9 protein-coding genes are annotated in these 15,134 nt (G+C 65.2%); 5 read left to right on the top strand and 4 right to left on the bottom strand.

The window, feature by feature from the left end:
* Window positions 1-133: 133 nt before the first annotated feature.
* From IB223_RS04755 to IB223_RS04745, 3 genes are all read right to left on the bottom strand, one after another.
* Window positions 134-1,588 (bottom strand): MFS transporter, encoded by a 1,455-nt coding sequence (locus IB223_RS04755; protein ID WP_192200500.1) that lies wholly within the window; start codon window positions 1,586-1,588, stop codon window positions 134-136.
* Between the two features lie 118 nt (window positions 1,589-1,706).
* Window positions 1,707-4,247 carry a glycoside hydrolase family 3 N-terminal domain-containing protein gene (locus IB223_RS04750; protein ID WP_343227138.1) on the bottom strand — a complete coding sequence of 847 codons (2,541 nt, stop codon included), beginning with the start codon at window positions 4,245-4,247 and terminating at the stop codon, window positions 1,707-1,709.
* A gap of 132 nt (window positions 4,248-4,379) precedes the next feature.
* On the bottom strand, window positions 4,380-7,163 hold the full coding sequence (locus IB223_RS04745) for a TonB-dependent receptor (RefSeq protein ID WP_192200499.1): 2,784 nt from the start codon (window positions 7,161-7,163) through the stop codon (window positions 4,380-4,382).
* 226 nt (window positions 7,164-7,389) lie between these two features.
* Here IB223_RS04745 and IB223_RS04740 point away from each other — a divergent pair, with 226 nt between their 5' ends.
* The 5 genes from IB223_RS04740 to dxs all read left to right on the top strand — a co-directional run bounded on the left by IB223_RS04740 (window position 7,390) and on the right by dxs (window position 14,019).
* Complete coding sequence (locus IB223_RS04740; protein ID WP_192200498.1) at window positions 7,390-8,850, top strand: glycoside hydrolase family 30 beta sandwich domain-containing protein; 1,461 nt, start codon at window positions 7,390-7,392, stop codon at window positions 8,848-8,850.
* A gap of 73 nt (window positions 8,851-8,923) precedes the next feature.
* Window positions 8,924-9,400, top strand: coding sequence for an LEA type 2 family protein (locus IB223_RS04735; protein WP_192200497.1), 477 nt, complete (start codon window positions 8,924-8,926; stop codon window positions 9,398-9,400).
* A 40-nt stretch (window positions 9,401-9,440) separates the two neighbouring features.
* On the top strand, window positions 9,441-11,234 hold the full coding sequence (locus IB223_RS04730; protein WP_192200496.1) for an acyl-CoA dehydrogenase C-terminal domain-containing protein: 1,794 nt from the start codon (window positions 9,441-9,443) through the stop codon (window positions 11,232-11,234).
* Between the two features lie 96 nt (window positions 11,235-11,330).
* Window positions 11,331-11,984: an HNH endonuclease gene (locus IB223_RS04725; protein ID WP_192200495.1), complete on the top strand. Its 654-nt coding sequence runs from the start codon at window positions 11,331-11,333 to the stop codon at window positions 11,982-11,984.
* 127 nt (window positions 11,985-12,111) lie between these two features.
* The gene (gene dxs, locus IB223_RS04720) at window positions 12,112-14,019 is read left to right on the top strand and encodes a 1-deoxy-D-xylulose-5-phosphate synthase (protein ID WP_192200494.1); all 1,908 of its coding nucleotides are present in this window, start codon (window positions 12,112-12,114) and stop codon (window positions 14,017-14,019) included.
* An 18-nt stretch (window positions 14,020-14,037) separates the two neighbouring features.
* On the opposite strand, the gene IB223_RS04715 is transcribed toward dxs, so the two are convergent.
* Window positions 14,038-15,060, bottom strand: coding sequence for a TraB/GumN family protein (locus tag IB223_RS04715; protein ID WP_225590808.1), 1,023 nt, complete (start codon window positions 15,058-15,060; stop codon window positions 14,038-14,040).
* Window positions 15,061-15,134 lie beyond the last annotated feature (74 nt).

Here is a 15,134-nt window from a genome sequence, read left to right as displayed (position 1 = left end):
AGCCAGGAGGGCGATGATGCTCCTTTGCGCGCGAGCGCAAAGGGACGGCAACCCAAAAGAAAAGCCACCGGGCTGGAGAGTGGCCCGGTGGCTTGGGGGATGCGCGCCGGCCTCTCTCCGGCGCGCACCGCACTCAATGGCCGTTGCCGGCGGCCAGCTTGTCCAGGTCGATGCCCTGGTTGCGCAGCGTACGGGTGGCGGCGATCGCATAGAACACAAGGTAAGCGAAGCACGCCACGCCAACGATGAAGCTGAAATGGACGCCGACCTTGTCCGCCAGCGCACCCTGGGCCAGGCTGACGAAACCGCCCCCCATGATCATCATGATCAGCAGGCTGCTGCCCTGATTGGTGTTGTTGCCCAGCCCGGTGATGGCCAGCGCGAAGATGCACGGCCACATGGTGCTGCAGAACAGGCCGACGCTGATGAAGGCCACCACGCTGGCCCAGCCGGTGGTGAACATGCCGATCAGCAGCGCGGCAATGCCGCAGATGGAGAAGTACAGCAGCATGCGTGCCGGATTGCCCTTGCTGGCCAGGGTCGCGAGGATCATCAATACGATGACGGCGGCGTAGCCCAGGAACTGCGAGACGTCATGCTTCATGATGGCGTTGACTGCCAGGAACACAGCGAACGCCACGTACGGCAGCAGCAGCGTCAGCCAGCGCTTCGCGCCCGCTCCCACATTGAACGCACCCGCCGCACCGCCCCAGCGGCCGATCATCAGGCTGGCCCAGTAGAGCGACACGAACGGGGCGATCTGCGACGTATCCAGGCCCAGGCCTTCGGGCGACTCCAGATAGGCCGGCAGGTTGCTGATGGTGGACACCTCCACGCCGACGTAGACGAAGATCGCCAGCATGCCCAATACCAGCTGCGGATAGCCCAGCGCCGATTTCTTGTGGATCAGCTTGCTGCTGTCCTGGGCTTCGGTCTCGGACAGCTTCTCCAGGTCGATGTGGTTCGGCACCGAGGAGAACTTCAGGAAGATCGCCACCAGGATGAAGGCGACACCCAGCACCAGGTACGGCGTCTTCACGCTTTCGATGCTGGCTTCGGTGTTGCCGGTCAGCACACTGCCGAAGATCGCCACGCTCACAAGCAGCGGCCCGATGGTGGTGCCGAAGTTGTTGATGCCGCCCGCCAGGGTCAATCGCTGCGCACCGGTCTTGGGATCACCGATGACGATGGCCAGCGGATTGGCCGCGATCTGCTGCAGCGAGAATCCCAGGCCGACGATGAAGAGGCCCGACAGCATCAGGCTGAACGAACCGGTGTTGGCCGCGGGGTAGAACAGCAGCGTGCCCAACGCGGATATCACCAGCCCCAGGCAGATGCCGTTCTTGTAGCCGATCCTGTTGAGCAGGTCGAGCCCGATGACCTTGGAAATCGCCACGTAGATCAGCGAGCCGACGGTATACGCCACGTAGAACGCAACGGCGACATACTGGCTCTGCGCCTGCGTCAGGTCGAAGGCCTTCTTGAACACCGGGATCAGGATGTCGTTGCTCGCCGCAACGAAGCCCCAGAAGAAGAACACGGTGATCAGCACGCCGAACTGCGACCATCGGGTGGTTTGTGTGGTCATGGATTGGTATGCCTGCTGGTATGGGATCCGGACGGAACGGCCAGCCTACGGGGCCGCCGCGCGATTGCAACTTGCACTGCGTCAGCGCCCTGCGGCTCGGCCGCAAGGCGCAGGACACTCACTGCGCGCACTTCACCACATCGGCGCCATCCGCCGCACCGGCGACCACCTGGATATTGGTGAACGCGGCAGCGAACGGAGCATCGGCGGCGATGCTGAAAGGCGTATCCACGCCGGTCAGGTCCGCACCGAGCTTGCCGAAGCAGGCCAGCGGCACCTTGACGGTCTGCTTCCTGCCGACCGCATCGCCGGAGAACATCGCCGTCAGGTCGAGGCTCGCACCGCAGTTGGCACCGCACCCCAGCGTGAACTGCACGGGTTTGACCGGCGCCTGTTTCACCACCACGTCGAACTGCACCACGCCACGCGCGGTGGCCATCGCCGCGAGGTTGTTCTTCGAAGGATTGCGGGCGAAGAAGCGTGCTGGCGCCAGCCAGGTCACCTCCTTGGCGTCCTGCTGCGTGTTGACCTGCACCGTTGCAATCTGCAGCGCAGGCTTCGCCTGCGGCCAGCGCTGAGTGGCATTCATGTCGGAACCCACCGCCTTCTCATCGCTGCCTGCAGCCATCTGCAGGGTGAAGGGTGCGATGTCGGACTGCTTGAAGATGCCCAGCGTGGTCGCATCACCGCAGCTGGCCGCGCTGTCTTCCTGCAGCTTGCCAACCGTACTGTTGTCGCCATAGCGCAGGCCGGTGTCCAGCGCGAACTGCGGCGTGCCGTCGGCCTTCGGACAGGCCACGGCCGGCCATGGGAACGTCAGCTTGCCGCGGAAATCGTGCGCCGGCTTGCCGTCGGCGCCCGCGACCAGCACGTCGGTGACGCCCTTGCCTTCCGTGCCGGGCAGCCAGGCAGCGACGAAGCTGTTGGACAGATTGATCAGGTCGTTGGCGTACAGCGCGCGCCCAGACAGGAACACGGTGACGACCGGCTTGCCGCTGGCGGCTGCCGCCTTCAGCGTGGCCAGATCTTCCGGGTGGCGGCGGCTGTGCGCCATCGTATCGGACGGCACGATGTCGCCATTGGTCTCGGCGTAGGGCGTCTCGCCGATGGCCGCCACGATGACGTCGTAGGTCGCCGGGTCCACGCCTTCGGCGCTGTCGTGCAGCTGCACGTTCGCCTCGCCCAGCTGCTCCCGCAGGCCGGCCGCGATGCTGTCGGCATTCGGGAAGTCGGCGTTGGTGTTGTCGGTGCCCTGCCAAGTCAGTGACCAGCCACCGGTCTGGTTGGAGATGCTGTCGGCGCTCTTGCCGACCAGCAGCACGCGCTGGCCCTTCTTCAGTGGCAACGCGCCACCGTCGTTCTTCAGCAGCACCAGCGACTCGCGCGCGGCGCGACGGGCCAGGTCGCGGTGGACCAGCGACTCCAGCTTGCCGGCATGCTGGCTGGCGGACGGCTTGTGGTCCCACAGTCCGGCGCGCAGCTTGACGCGCAGGATGCGGGTGACTGCATCATCGATGCGCGCCTGCGGGATTTCGCCCGACTTCACCTGTGCGATCGTGTTGGCGATGAAGCTCTTCCACTTGTCCGGCACCATCACCATGTCGATGCCGGCGTTGATGGCATGCGGGCAGCTGTCGTCGGTGCAGCCGGTGACCTGGCCGATGCCGTTCCAGTCGGAAACGACGAAGCCGTCGAAGCCCATCTTCTCCTTCAGCGCCACCGTCAACAGGTCGCGCGTGCCGTGCATCTTGCCGTAGTCCTTGCCGGCCGCGACATCGTTCCAGCTGTTGAACGAGGCCATCACCGTCTGCACGCCGGCTTCAATGGCGCCGTAGTAGCCCTGGCCGTGGATGTTGATCATCTGCGCCTGCGTGACCAGCGCGTTGCCCTGGTCCTTGCCGCCCTCGGTGGCGCCATCGCCGATGAAGTGCTTGGCGGTGGCGACGACGTTGCCGTCCTTGTCCAGCACGCCCTGCATGCCCTTCACGTAGGCGGTCGCGTACTCGCGCACGAGCGCAGGCTGCGAGGAATAGCTCTCGTAGGTGCGGCCCCAGCGCGCGTTCTGCGCTACGGCGACGGTGGGTGCGAACGTCCACGCCACGCCGGTTGCGCGGGTGGACTGTCCGGTGGCTTCGGCGATACGTTCGATCAGTTCGACGTCATGCGCGGCGCCCAGACCGATGTTGTGCGGGAAGATGGTGGCTCCGTAGACGTTGCTGTGCCCATGCACAGCGTCGGTACCCCAGATCACAGGCACAGGGATCTTGGCGTCGGTGCCCATCGAGGCGTCGTAGTAGGCGTCGGCGAGCTTGACCCAGTCTTCGACCTTCGCGTGCTTGTTCATCGCCGGCCACGAACCGCCGCCATTGAGCACGGAACCGATGTAGTACTGGCGCACTTCATCCGGCGTGATCGCCTTGATCTCCGGCTGCACCATCTGGCCGACCTTCTGCTCCAGCGTCATGCTGGCCAGGATCTCGGCCACGCGCGCCTCGATGGCGGGATCCTGGGCAAATCGGCTCTTCAGTGCCGGCCAGTCCTTCAGCCCGGCCGATGCGTCGGCGGTGGCAACGGGTTGGGTCTCGGCATCCTTCTGGCCGGTACACGACAGGCAGGCCAACAGGCTGGCCCCCAGCAGGGTCATTCGGATCGGCTTCACTCGCATCTCCCTCTGTATGGCGGCACGCACGCGATCCCCGACAGGATCCGCGCCGCGCCGAAAAATCCGACGGGATGCGGGGGCATGCCCCGCATCCCGTCAGGTGCTGCGGCGTTCAATTGCGACGCGCGGTCACAGCTTGTAGCGGAAGCCGAGCAGGTACTGCCTGCCGTACTCCGTGTACTCCTCCGGGAAGAACAGGTCCGGATGTGTGCCGGAACTGACTTCAGTGCGGAAGGGCTCGTTGTTGACGTTGTTCACCTGGAAGAGGATCGACAAACCCGACAGGCGGCTGGATTCCGGGAAGTCGTAGCCCAACTGCAGGTCGATCGTGCGCTCATTCAACGTGTAGCGATACGTGCGCTGGTTGAAGATCGAACCGTACTCGCCACGGTATGGGTCGCGGAAACGCTGGCTTACGCGCGCCGAGAAGCCGTGCTTCTCGTAGTACACCGTGGCATTGGCGACGATCTTGGACAATCCCGGGAACGTGTCGGTGCCCGACCCGATATCCGGGCCGTCGGGATCGATCGACGATTCCGTGTAGGACGCATTGAGCAGCAGGCCGAATCCGTCAAGCGCATCGTGGATCAGCTCGCCGCCGAGCGCGGTGGAGAACTCGTAGCCGCGCATGTAGCCGCCGGTGCCGTTGGCCGGCGTCGAGAACAGCCCCATGTTGGACGCCGGCGGCTCGTCGCCTTCGTAGTCATAACCGGAGAAGTCCCAAGGAATCTCGCGCGTGTAGATATACGAATCCATGTCCTTGTAGAACGCCGCCAGCGCGACATAGCTCGCTTCGCCAAAGTACTTCTCGACCGAAAGATCGTAGGCATTGGCACGGTAAGGCTCGAGCGCCGGATTGCCGCCGTTGCCGCGCCATTCGGACGGGCCGCCTTGCGATGTCTGCACATAGACACTGGCGCGCGCGCCCATGTCGTTGATGCGCGCGCGCATCATTTCCCGGGCGGCGCCAAAGCGCAGGTTCCACCCGTTGCCGAAGTCCGCCACCAGATTGAGGCTGGGCAGGATGTCGCCATACGACGCGCCCGCGGTGCCGGCCACGAGCGCCTGGCCGTTCTCGTTCTGCTGGATGACGACACCTTCGGACGTCTGTTCGGTGCGGATGTACTGCACGCCAGCATTGCCGCGCAGGCGGACCGTATCGGTGAGGTCCATGTCGAGGTTGGCCTTGAAATAGAACGTCTTCACGTCCTCTTCGGTGATTGCATCCTTCTGCAGGTCATCGTTCGACTCGCTGAGATAAACGTCGTAGTAGCGGGACAGCAATGCGCGCGGATCGTAGGTGATGACCCGGCCCATGCCGGCGAATCCGAGATCCGTCGGCGAGGACAGCAACGACGGATCGATCAGTGTCGGCGTGCGGCCAGGCAGGTCGGCGAAATAGACCTCCGCACTCTTCTCCTTGGTGCGCTTGCTGTAGTGGACGCCGGCATCCCAGCTGCGCAGGAAGTCGGACGACTCGATGACGTGGTTCACGGCAACACGGAACGCCTTCATTTCGTCCTTCTGGTGACTGTCCTCCAGGCGGCCGTCGTGACCCCAGTTCTGCGGGTCGCGCAGATAGACTGCGGCGGGATCCGCCATGTCCGGCAGCGCGTAGTAGCCGTAGCCGGGCGAGAGGCGCGCGCGGAAGTCGGCGGAGACGCCGCCCAGCCGGCCCGCATAGGTTTCAAGCTTCGAATCCTCGACCTTGGCGCGCGAGTAGCTGAGGTCGCTGGTCAGCGTCCATGTCTCATTGAGCTTGAACTCGTTGTTCCAACCCGCCGAGAACAGACGCGACTCACGGGTGTTGTTGTCGTTGCGGATCGCAGGCTGGATGCCGTTCAGCGTGCCGCCGGTGACCACGGGGGTGCCGTGGTAGTCCGTCGTAGTCACGTTGCTGTAGCTGACCGCACCGCCGTTGAACCACGGGTCGTTGCTCCACATCGCACCGCGCATCCACTCTTCCTGGTCGAAGCGCGACGCGTACACGTCCAGCACGCTGTGCCAGCGGTCATTCGGCTTGAATTCCAGAACGGCCATGACGCCATCGCGCGTGGTGTCGCGCGACTTCACCCAGGCTTCGGCACCCTGCAATGCAATCGCATCCGCAGGCTTGCCGGGCTGCGGCGCGCCCCACATGTCCGTGTTCGCCCACCACCACGACTTGTAATGCTTCTCCTGGAACGGCGCATCCATCCGCGCCACGCCGATCGCGAAGCCCACGGTGTCGTTGGCGAACTGGTCCACGTACGAGGCCGACACGCGGTAGCCCTTGTTGTTGCCGCCTTCGGTCAGTTCGTCGAACGAGTTCACCTCGCCTTGGCCGGTGAACACGATGCGCTGTTCGCCGAACGACAGCGGACGGATCGACTGCAGGTCGACCGTGCCGGAAATGCCCTGGCCGATCAGCGAGGCGTCCGGGGTCTTGTACACGGTGACGCCATTGATCAACTCGGCCGGGTACTGGTCGAGTTCGACGCCGCGGTTGTCGCCCGTGGTGACCTGCTCACGACCGTTCAGCAACGTGCCGGCGAACTGCTCGGACATGCCGCGGATATGGATCACCTGGCCGCGACCGTCAAGGCGCTGCATGGTCAGACCTGGTAGGCGCGAAATCGAATCCGCGATGCTGATGTCAGGCAGCTTGCCGATGTCTTCCGCCGAGATCGCCTCCACGATCGACGTGGACTCATTCTTGGTTTCCACCGCACTCGCGATGGCGGCACGGATGCCGGTGACCTTCACCGTGTCGAGCGTCTCGACTGTCGGGTCTGCGGCTTGCTCCGCCTGCTGGGCTTGCGCGGCAAGCGGGAACGCCAATGCCAGGCAGCATGCCGTGGCCAGCGTCTGCTTGCGCAGGGCGCGACGTCGCGCATGCAGGGTAACACCCGCTGTGGGGTTCGAATGCTTCATTTGGGTCCCTCTCCGACCGTGGTTGACAGCGCTGTCATATACAAGCTCCAATGGACTGTCAACAAATTCCTAACATCCACGACATGCATTCGCGCACACGATTGAATTTGCTCGATGCGCGTCGACTCACACGAGAAATCTCGCTGCAATGCAGCACCCGCTTTGCGCGGAGTCCGGGAAGGGTTCGCCGAAAGCATCGACACCTGCAACAGGAAGGAATCACTGCATGAACACCACGTCCCGGAAGCAATCCCGCACGCTGCTCACCAGCCTCTTCGTGCTGGCCTCTTCCATAACCTCCCTGGCATCCGCATCGCAGGGGCCGGACGTCGCGGTGTGGATCACCACTGCCGATCACACGATGGCGCTGGCGCCATCAACGCCGACACGCTTCGGAAGGGATGCCTCTGCAACAACGAAGATCCTTGTCGACGATGCGCAGCGCTACCAGGAAATGGTCGGGTTCGGCGCATCGCTGACCGATTCATCCGCGTGGCTGATCCAGAACAAGCTCGACGACCGCCAGCGCGACGCCCTTCTGAAGGAACTGTTCGGGCGCGGGAATGGCGGCCTTGGGCTGAGCTTCTCGCGACTGACCATCGGCGCGTCGGATTTCTCGCGCCACCACTACAGCCTGGCCGACACCCCGGATGGCAAGCCGGATCCCGCTCTGGAGCATTTCAGCATCGCACCGAACCGTGGCGACGTGATCCCGGTGGCACGCGCGATGCTGGCGATCAATCCACAATTGAAGATCATGGCATCGCCGTGGAGCGCGCCCGGCTGGATGAAGGACAGCAACAGCCTGATCCAGGGTCGCCTGCTGCCGGAGTACTACGATGCATTCTCGCGCTACCTGCTGAAGTACGTGGATGCCTACGCTGCCGAAGGCATCCCGATCTTCGCGCTCACCGTACAGAACGAGCCGGACTACGAACCCAAGGACTATCCCGGGATGCGGATCAATGCGCCGGCGCGCGCGCGGCTGATCGGCGACCACCTCGGGCCGCTGATCGCGGCACGCGGCGCCGGCCCGCTGATCTTCGACTGGGACCACAACTGGGACAAACCGGAAGAACCGCTCGGCGTGCTGTCCGACCCGAAGGCGAATCCGCATGTCGATGCGGTCGCCTGGCACTGCTATGGCGGCGAAGTCTCCGCACAGACCCCCGTGCGTGATGCGTTTCCCGACAAGGACGCGTACATGACCGAGTGTTCCGGCGGCGACTGGGAGCCCGTGCGCAGTGGGGGACTGCCCCTGCAGATGAAGAACATCATCATCCGCAGCGCGAGGCACTGGGCCCGTGGCGCCCTGTTCTGGAACCTGGCACTGGACGAGAACAACGGTCCCTATGCGGGGGGCTGCCATACCTGCCGCGGCGTGGTCACCATCGACTCCCGCACCGGCGCGGTCACCCGCACCGATGAGTACTACGCACTGGCGCACGCGAGCCGCTTCGTGCGCCCCGGGGCGCGCCGGATCGCCTCCAGCGATGCCACTGCCGGCTTGGACAACGTGGCTTTCCGCAATGCCGATGATGGGTCGCTGGTCCTGCTGGTGGCCAATGAAGCCAAACAGCCGCGCCACTTTTCGGTGGCACACGCCGGGCACGCGTTCGGCTACACGCTACCCGCCCGGAGCGTGGCGACCTTCGTCTGGAAGCCTGACGCAGTGCAACAGGACTGAGGTCGATGGCATCGTGTCATCCGGGGCGCCATACGCCGTAGTATCCTGCCGTCTTCTCCCATGGAGCAGCGGCATGACGAGGCGTATTTCCCTGTTGGCCCTTCTGGCGGCAACCGCGCTGCTGGCAGGTTGCGGCGATGGCATGGTCCGACGCGTTTCCGATCCCGCCGTCAGCGTGCAGCAGCTCACGGTGAAGGCCGACGGCCAGTGGTCCGTGGACCTGCGCCTGCAGAACTACAGCAGCATTCCGATGCGTTTCGACACCGTCGAGGTGGACGTGCAGGTCGGCGACCAGAGCGCGGGCAAGCTGCGCGCCACGCCGGGCCTTTCCGTGGGACCCGAATCGGCCGACGTGGTCACGGTGGCATTCGCACCCAGCAGCGCCGGCCGCATCGTGGTGGCCGATGCCCTCGCTGGTCGCCGCGCCCTGCCCTACGCATTGAAAGGCAGTGCCAGTGCGACGCCGGAAGAGGCGAAACCCCGCACGTTTGACATCGATGCCCGCAGCACACTGAACCCGGTCCCCGGCCTGGACGGCGTGCTGCGCTGAGCCACGCCGCCTCTCCCTACATGCCTTTTCGAGAACCTGCATGCCTGCGTCCTACAAAGCTCCCCTGACCGATCTCCGCTTCGCCCTGTACGACGTGCTCGGCGTGGAATCCCTGTTCCAGCGCCTGGGCTACACCGAGGCGACGCGCGACATCCTCGATGCCGTGCTGGATGAAGCCGCTCGCTTCACCGAGACCGTGCTGGCACCGCTCAACAGCGTCGGCGACGAAGTCGGCAGTACGTTCGACAAGGCCACCGGCGACGTCACCACGCCACCGGGCTTCAAGGCGGCCTACGCGCAGTTCGTCGAGGGCGGCTGGACCGGCCTGACCGCCTCGCCCGACTTCGGCGGACAGGGCCTGCCGCATACGATGGGTGTGCCGCTCAACGAGCTGGTGAATGCCAGTAACCTTGCGTGGGGCAATTTCCCGTTGCTGTCTCACGGCGCCGTGGAGGCACTGAAGCAGCATGGCGAACCCTGGCAGCAGGACGTCTTCCTCAAGCCCCTGGTCGAAGGTCGCTGGACCGGCACCATGTGCCTCACCGAACCCCATTGCGGCACTGACCTGGGCCTGCTGAAGACCAAGGCCGAACCCAACGCGGACGGCAGCTACGCGATCACCGGCACCAAGATCTTCATCACCGCCGGCGAACACGACCTGACCGACAACATCGTGCACCTGGTGCTGGCCAAGCTGCCGGATGCGCCGGCGGGTGCGAAGGGCATTTCATTGTTCGTCACCCCGAAGTTCAAGGTCACACGCGATGGCAGCATCGGCGATCGCAATGCTGTCGCATGCGGGTCCATCGAACACAAGATGGGCATCAAGGCATCGGTGACCTGCGTGATGAACTTCGATGGCGCGCAGGGCTATCTGGTGGGCCAGCCGCACAAGGGCCTGCAGGCGATGTTCACCATGATGAATACCGCGCGCCTCGGCGTGGGCCTGCAGGGCATCGGCTTGAGCGAGCGCGCATACCAGCATGCGTTGCGCTACGCGCGTGAACGCCTGCAGACGCGCTCGCTGAGCGGCCCGAAGGCCCCTGACAAGCCCGCCGATCCGATCATCGTCCATCCGGACGTGCGCCGCATGCTGCTGACGGTCAAGTCGTTGGTGGAAGGCAGCCGCCTGCTCGCATTGCATGCCGGCACGCTGATCGATGTCGCGAACCACGCAGAGGACCCGGCGGAACGCGAGCGCGCCGACACACTGGTCAGCTTCCTGACGCCGATCTCGAAGGCCTGCCAGACCGAATGGGGCATCGAGAACACCTACCATGCGCTGCAGTGCTTCGGCGGCCACGGCTATATCCACGAGCACGGCATGGAACAGCTGGCGCGCGATGCGCGCATCACCACGCTGTACGAAGGCACGACCGGCATCCAGGCGCTGGACCTGATGGGCCGCAAGACGGCGTCGACACAAGCTGCGGGCCTGAAGCTGTTCCTGGCCGATGTGCACGCCTTCGCACAGACCCACAAGGACGACGCTGCGCTGCGCGAGTTCATCGACCCGCTGCAGCAGAAGGCGGCCGAGTGGGCGGCACTGACGAAGAAGGTGCTCGAACGTGCTGCAGCGAACCCGGAAGAGATCGGCGCGGCCAGCACGGACTACCTGTTCTACTCCGGCTACGTGGTGCTGGCCTACTGGTGGGCCCGCAGCGTGGCCGCAGCCGACGCATCCGCGCATGGCGATGCCTTCAGGCAGGCGAAGCGCGAAACCGCGCGCTTCTACTTCGGTCGCATCCTGCCGCGCACGCTGGCGCACGCGGCCGCCATCGAATCCGGGGCAGACACGCTGATGGCAATGGATGCCGAGCGCTTCGGCGACTGATCCGGGCAGTGGAGGAGCGCGGTCGGCGCGCTCCTCCGACGAAATGCCCGCGCGATATACACATTTCGTCAACATTTGGGTATAACCTGCTCCTCCATGGAAGCAGACAGAGCTCAGCTTCACCTGGTCCGGACCGGTCCCCATCATTCACCGGTCCCGTCTCCGTCGTCCCCCCGTCCACACCCCGCCGCCTTGCGACTGCTGTCGCTCGACGCGCACGGCCGCGTGCTCGACTGGATCAACTGGCAGGACGCCACCTGCCTGTACGCCCGCGGGGCCGTGGCATGGACGCTCGGTGACCCCTGCCTGCACGTGCGCGGAGGGCTCTCCCGGCTTACCGGCGAGCAGAGCCTGATCGAACTGCACCCCATCGTCGCGTCCCGCGGACATGCCCGTGCACATGCGCTCTCGCCCACGCCCACGCTGACCAATACCGCGCTGTTCGCCCGCGACGCACACCTGTGCCTGTATTGCGGGCATGAGTACTCGCGTCCGCACCTGACCCGCGACCACGTGCTGCCGCTGTCCAAGGGCGGCCGGGATATCTGGGAAAACGTGGTGACGGCCTGCTTCCACTGCAATTCGCGCAAGAGCAACCGCACGCCGCAGCAGGCGCACATGCCCCTGCTCGCCGTGCCGTACCGGCCCAGCTGGATCGAGCACCTGATCCTGTCCAACCGCAACATCCTGGCGGACCAGATGGCCTTCCTGAAGGCGCAACTGCCCAGGAAGTCCAAGCTCTCCGCCTGAACGTGGCGCCTCGCCTTCACGGCGATTGCTGAACCGTCCCGGCCGACCACACGCCTGCTTCACGCGCTTGCTTGCCCCACTTCACATCGGGGGGGGACAATAACGGCTCAGACGAAGCTCGCGCCCGATGATCGACCCCGACCGCTACCCCCGCCTTTCCCGCATCCAGATCCCGGCCGATCTGCGCCAGTTCGATGAATCCGAACTGCCCGCGATCGCGGAGGAACTGCGTGGTTACCTGATCGAGTCGGTGGGCCGGAGCGGCGGGCATTTCGGTGCGGGACTGGGGGTCATCGAACTGACGGTCGCGCTGCATTACCTGTTCGAGACACCGCGCGACCGGCTGGTGTGGGACGTGGGCCACCAGACCTACCCGCACAAGATCCTGACCGGCCGCCGCGACACGATCCACACGGTCAAGCAGAAGGATGGCGTGGCGCCATTCCCGAAGCGTGAGGAAAGCGAGTACGACACCTTCGGCGTGGGTCATTCTTCCACGTCCATTTCCGCCGCGCTCGGCATGGCCATCGCACTCGCGCAACAGGGCGACGACCGCAAGGTGGTGGCGGTGATCGGCGATGGCGCGATGACCGCCGGCATGGCGTTCGAGGCGCTCAACCACGCCGGCGGCATGGAGCCGGAGCCGAACCTGCTGGTGATCCTCAACGACAACCAGATGTCGATCTCCGAAAACGTCGGCGGATTGACCAAGATGCTGGGCCGCCTGAGCAGCAGCCGTACCCTCAATGCGTTGCGCGAGGGCGGCAAGAAGCTGCTCGGCGACAAGAAGAAGCCCCCCGCCCGCTTCATGCGTCGCTGGGAAGAGCACTGGAAGGGCATGTTCGTGCCGTCCACTCTGTTCGAGCAGATGGGCTTCCACTACACCGGCCCGATCGACGGCCACGATGTGGAGGCACTGGTCGGCGCGCTGAAGACGCTGAAGACCCTCAAGGGTCCGCAGTTGCTCCACATCCTGACCACCAAGGGCAAAGGCTACGAACTGGCCGAAGGCGACCAGATCGGCTATCACGCGGTGGGGCCATTCGATCCGGAGAAAGGCCTGGTCAGCAAGGGCGGCGCGAAGAAGCCCACCTACACCGACATCTTCAGCGACTGGCTGTGCGACATGGCCGCCGCGGAGCCGAAACTCCTGGGGATCACTCCGGCGATGCGAGAAGGCTCGGGCCTGGTGCGCTTCAGCAAGGAGTATCCCGAGCGCTACTTCGACGTCGCCATCGCCGAGCAGCATGCGGTGACGCTGGCGGCCGGCATGGCCTGCGAAGGCAGCAAGCCGGTGGTCGCGATCTATTCCACCTTTCTGCAGCGCGGCTATGACCAGCTCGTGCACGATGTGGCCATCCAGAAGCTCGATGTCCTGTTCGCCATCGACCGCGGCGGCGTGGTCGGGCCGGACGGCGCCACGCATGGCGGCAACCTGGACCTGAGCTACCTGCGCTGCGTGCCGCACATGGTGGTGATGGCGCCGGCGGACGAGAACGAGTGCCGGCAGATGCTGAGCACCGGCTACCACTTCAACGGACCGGCGGCCGTGCGCTACCCGCGCGGCACCGGCCCCGGCGTGGCGCCGCAGGCGACGCTGGACACGCTGCCGATCGGCAAGGCCGACCTGCGCGCACGTGGCAGTCGGGTCGCGTTGCTCGCGTTCGGCTCCACCGTGACGGCGGCGGAAGACGTTGGCCGCGCCCTGGGCCTGACCGTGGTGAACATGCGCTTCGTGAAGCCGCTGGATCGTGCGCTGCTGATGGACCTCGCGAAGAGCCACGAGGGTTTCGTCACCATCGAGGACAACGTCGTGATGGGTGGCGCGGGTTCCGGCGTGGCCGAGCTCCTGAGCGCCGAAGGCGTGACGTTGCCCGTACTGCATCTCGGCCTGCCGGACGAATTCCAGCACCACGCCAGCCGCGAGGACCTGCTGGCCGAAGCCGGCATTGATGCCGCCGGCATTCGTGCCAGCGTGCTGAAGCGCTGGCCGCAACTTGGCGCAGGCCAGCCCGCACTCACTGCGGCAGGCTGATCGCTCCATGGCGCCCGATCATTCGGGTGCTTCCACCTCGTAACCCCTGGCCTGCAGGGCGGCCAGATAGCCGCCCGGTTTGACCAGTTGCCAGACGGGCAAGGTGGCGAACGTGATGCGGTTCTTTTCCAGGGCCCCCTCGGCGACGTCCATCCAGCGCGCCTGCATGCGGGCCTCGACGTCGGAGATGCCGCGCTTGCGCGCCGTTTCGGTATTGAACCAGGCCGTGGCGCACGCCTGCTGCCAATCCTGTCTGGAACTCGAGCGCAGCGCGGGCCAGTCGCCCACCGCCCACGCATTGGCACGCGCCGCCACATGGGGCAGATCGCGCTCGATGACATCCAGCGTCCTGCTGAAGCAGACCAGGTCTTCGGGCTTGAGCGTTTCCTTCCGGAAATCCGCCAGCGCGGCGCGTGGATCCTCCAGCTTGAGCTTCAGCAACGTGGGAGTGCGCTTCATCTTGCGCTGTTTCAGCGCTGCGTCGATGACCGGATCGATGACTCCACCTTCGCGCAAGCCGGAATCGGATAGTGCTTCGGTGTAGAGCTGGTAAGCGGCGATCAACGGGCGCTTCTTCTCTACACCGCCGTCGCGCCCCATGTACCGCTGCTTGAGCGCACTCCAGCGAGCATAGAGATCCGCAGGCAGGACTTCCTGGAGTTTCTGCCCGTCCGGATTCCTGGAGGCTTTCATGGCCGAAGGCAGCAGCGTCAGTCCCCGGAAGAAGCCGACGTCGGCATCAACGGTGATGCCGGGCGAAGCCAGGACTTCATCCGCGATCTGCAGGACCTGGTCGACCTCGTCCGAACGCCAGGTGATGTGCTTCGGTAGCGGCGACTGGGTGCCCAGCACGTACAGCAGATGGTCGCCACGCCGCACCTTCCACAGGCCCGGCCCCGGCTGCACGCCCGCCACGACGACGGCATCCATCTCGATCACGCCAGTCTCCGCTGCGGCCGGCGCTTCCCCGGCCTCCTGCGCACCTGCGCCCGGCACGATCAACAACGATACGCACAGCATCCCGTAAAGCGACAGACGCATCCCTGAGACTCCATCGGAAGAATCCTCCAGAGTGTGCCGTCGGCAACCACGCATCGTGCGCGACGGCACGTTGC

The sequence above is a fragment of the Pseudoxanthomonas sp. PXM03 genome (assembly GCF_014852005.1).
Taxonomy (GTDB): domain Bacteria; phylum Pseudomonadota; class Gammaproteobacteria; order Xanthomonadales; family Xanthomonadaceae; genus Pseudoxanthomonas_A.
Note: the sequence above shows the minus strand (reverse complement) of the source record. Positions and strands in the feature narration are given on the sequence as shown.

Excerpts from the sequence above, each read along its gene's own strand:
- IB223_RS04745 (WP_192200499.1), bottom strand. The coding sequence starts at position 7,163 with ATGAAGCATTCGAACCCCACAGCGGGTGTTACCCTGCATGCGCGACGT.
- IB223_RS04725 (WP_192200495.1), top strand. The coding sequence starts at position 11,331 with ATGGAAGCAGACAGAGCTCAGCTTCACCTGGTCCGGACCGGTCCCCAT.
- IB223_RS04755 (WP_192200500.1), bottom strand. The coding sequence starts at position 1,588 with ATGACCACACAAACCACCCGATGGTCGCAGTTCGGCGTGCTGATCACC.
- IB223_RS04740 (WP_192200498.1), top strand. The coding sequence starts at position 7,390 with ATGAACACCACGTCCCGGAAGCAATCCCGCACGCTGCTCACCAGCCTC.
- IB223_RS04715 (WP_225590808.1), bottom strand. The coding sequence starts at position 15,060 with ATGCGTCTGTCGCTTTACGGGATGCTGTGCGTATCGTTGTTGATCGTG.
- IB223_RS04735 (WP_192200497.1), top strand. The coding sequence starts at position 8,924 with ATGACGAGGCGTATTTCCCTGTTGGCCCTTCTGGCGGCAACCGCGCTG.
- dxs (WP_192200494.1), top strand. The coding sequence starts at position 12,112 with ATGATCGACCCCGACCGCTACCCCCGCCTTTCCCGCATCCAGATCCCG.
- IB223_RS04730 (WP_192200496.1), top strand. The coding sequence starts at position 9,441 with ATGCCTGCGTCCTACAAAGCTCCCCTGACCGATCTCCGCTTCGCCCTG.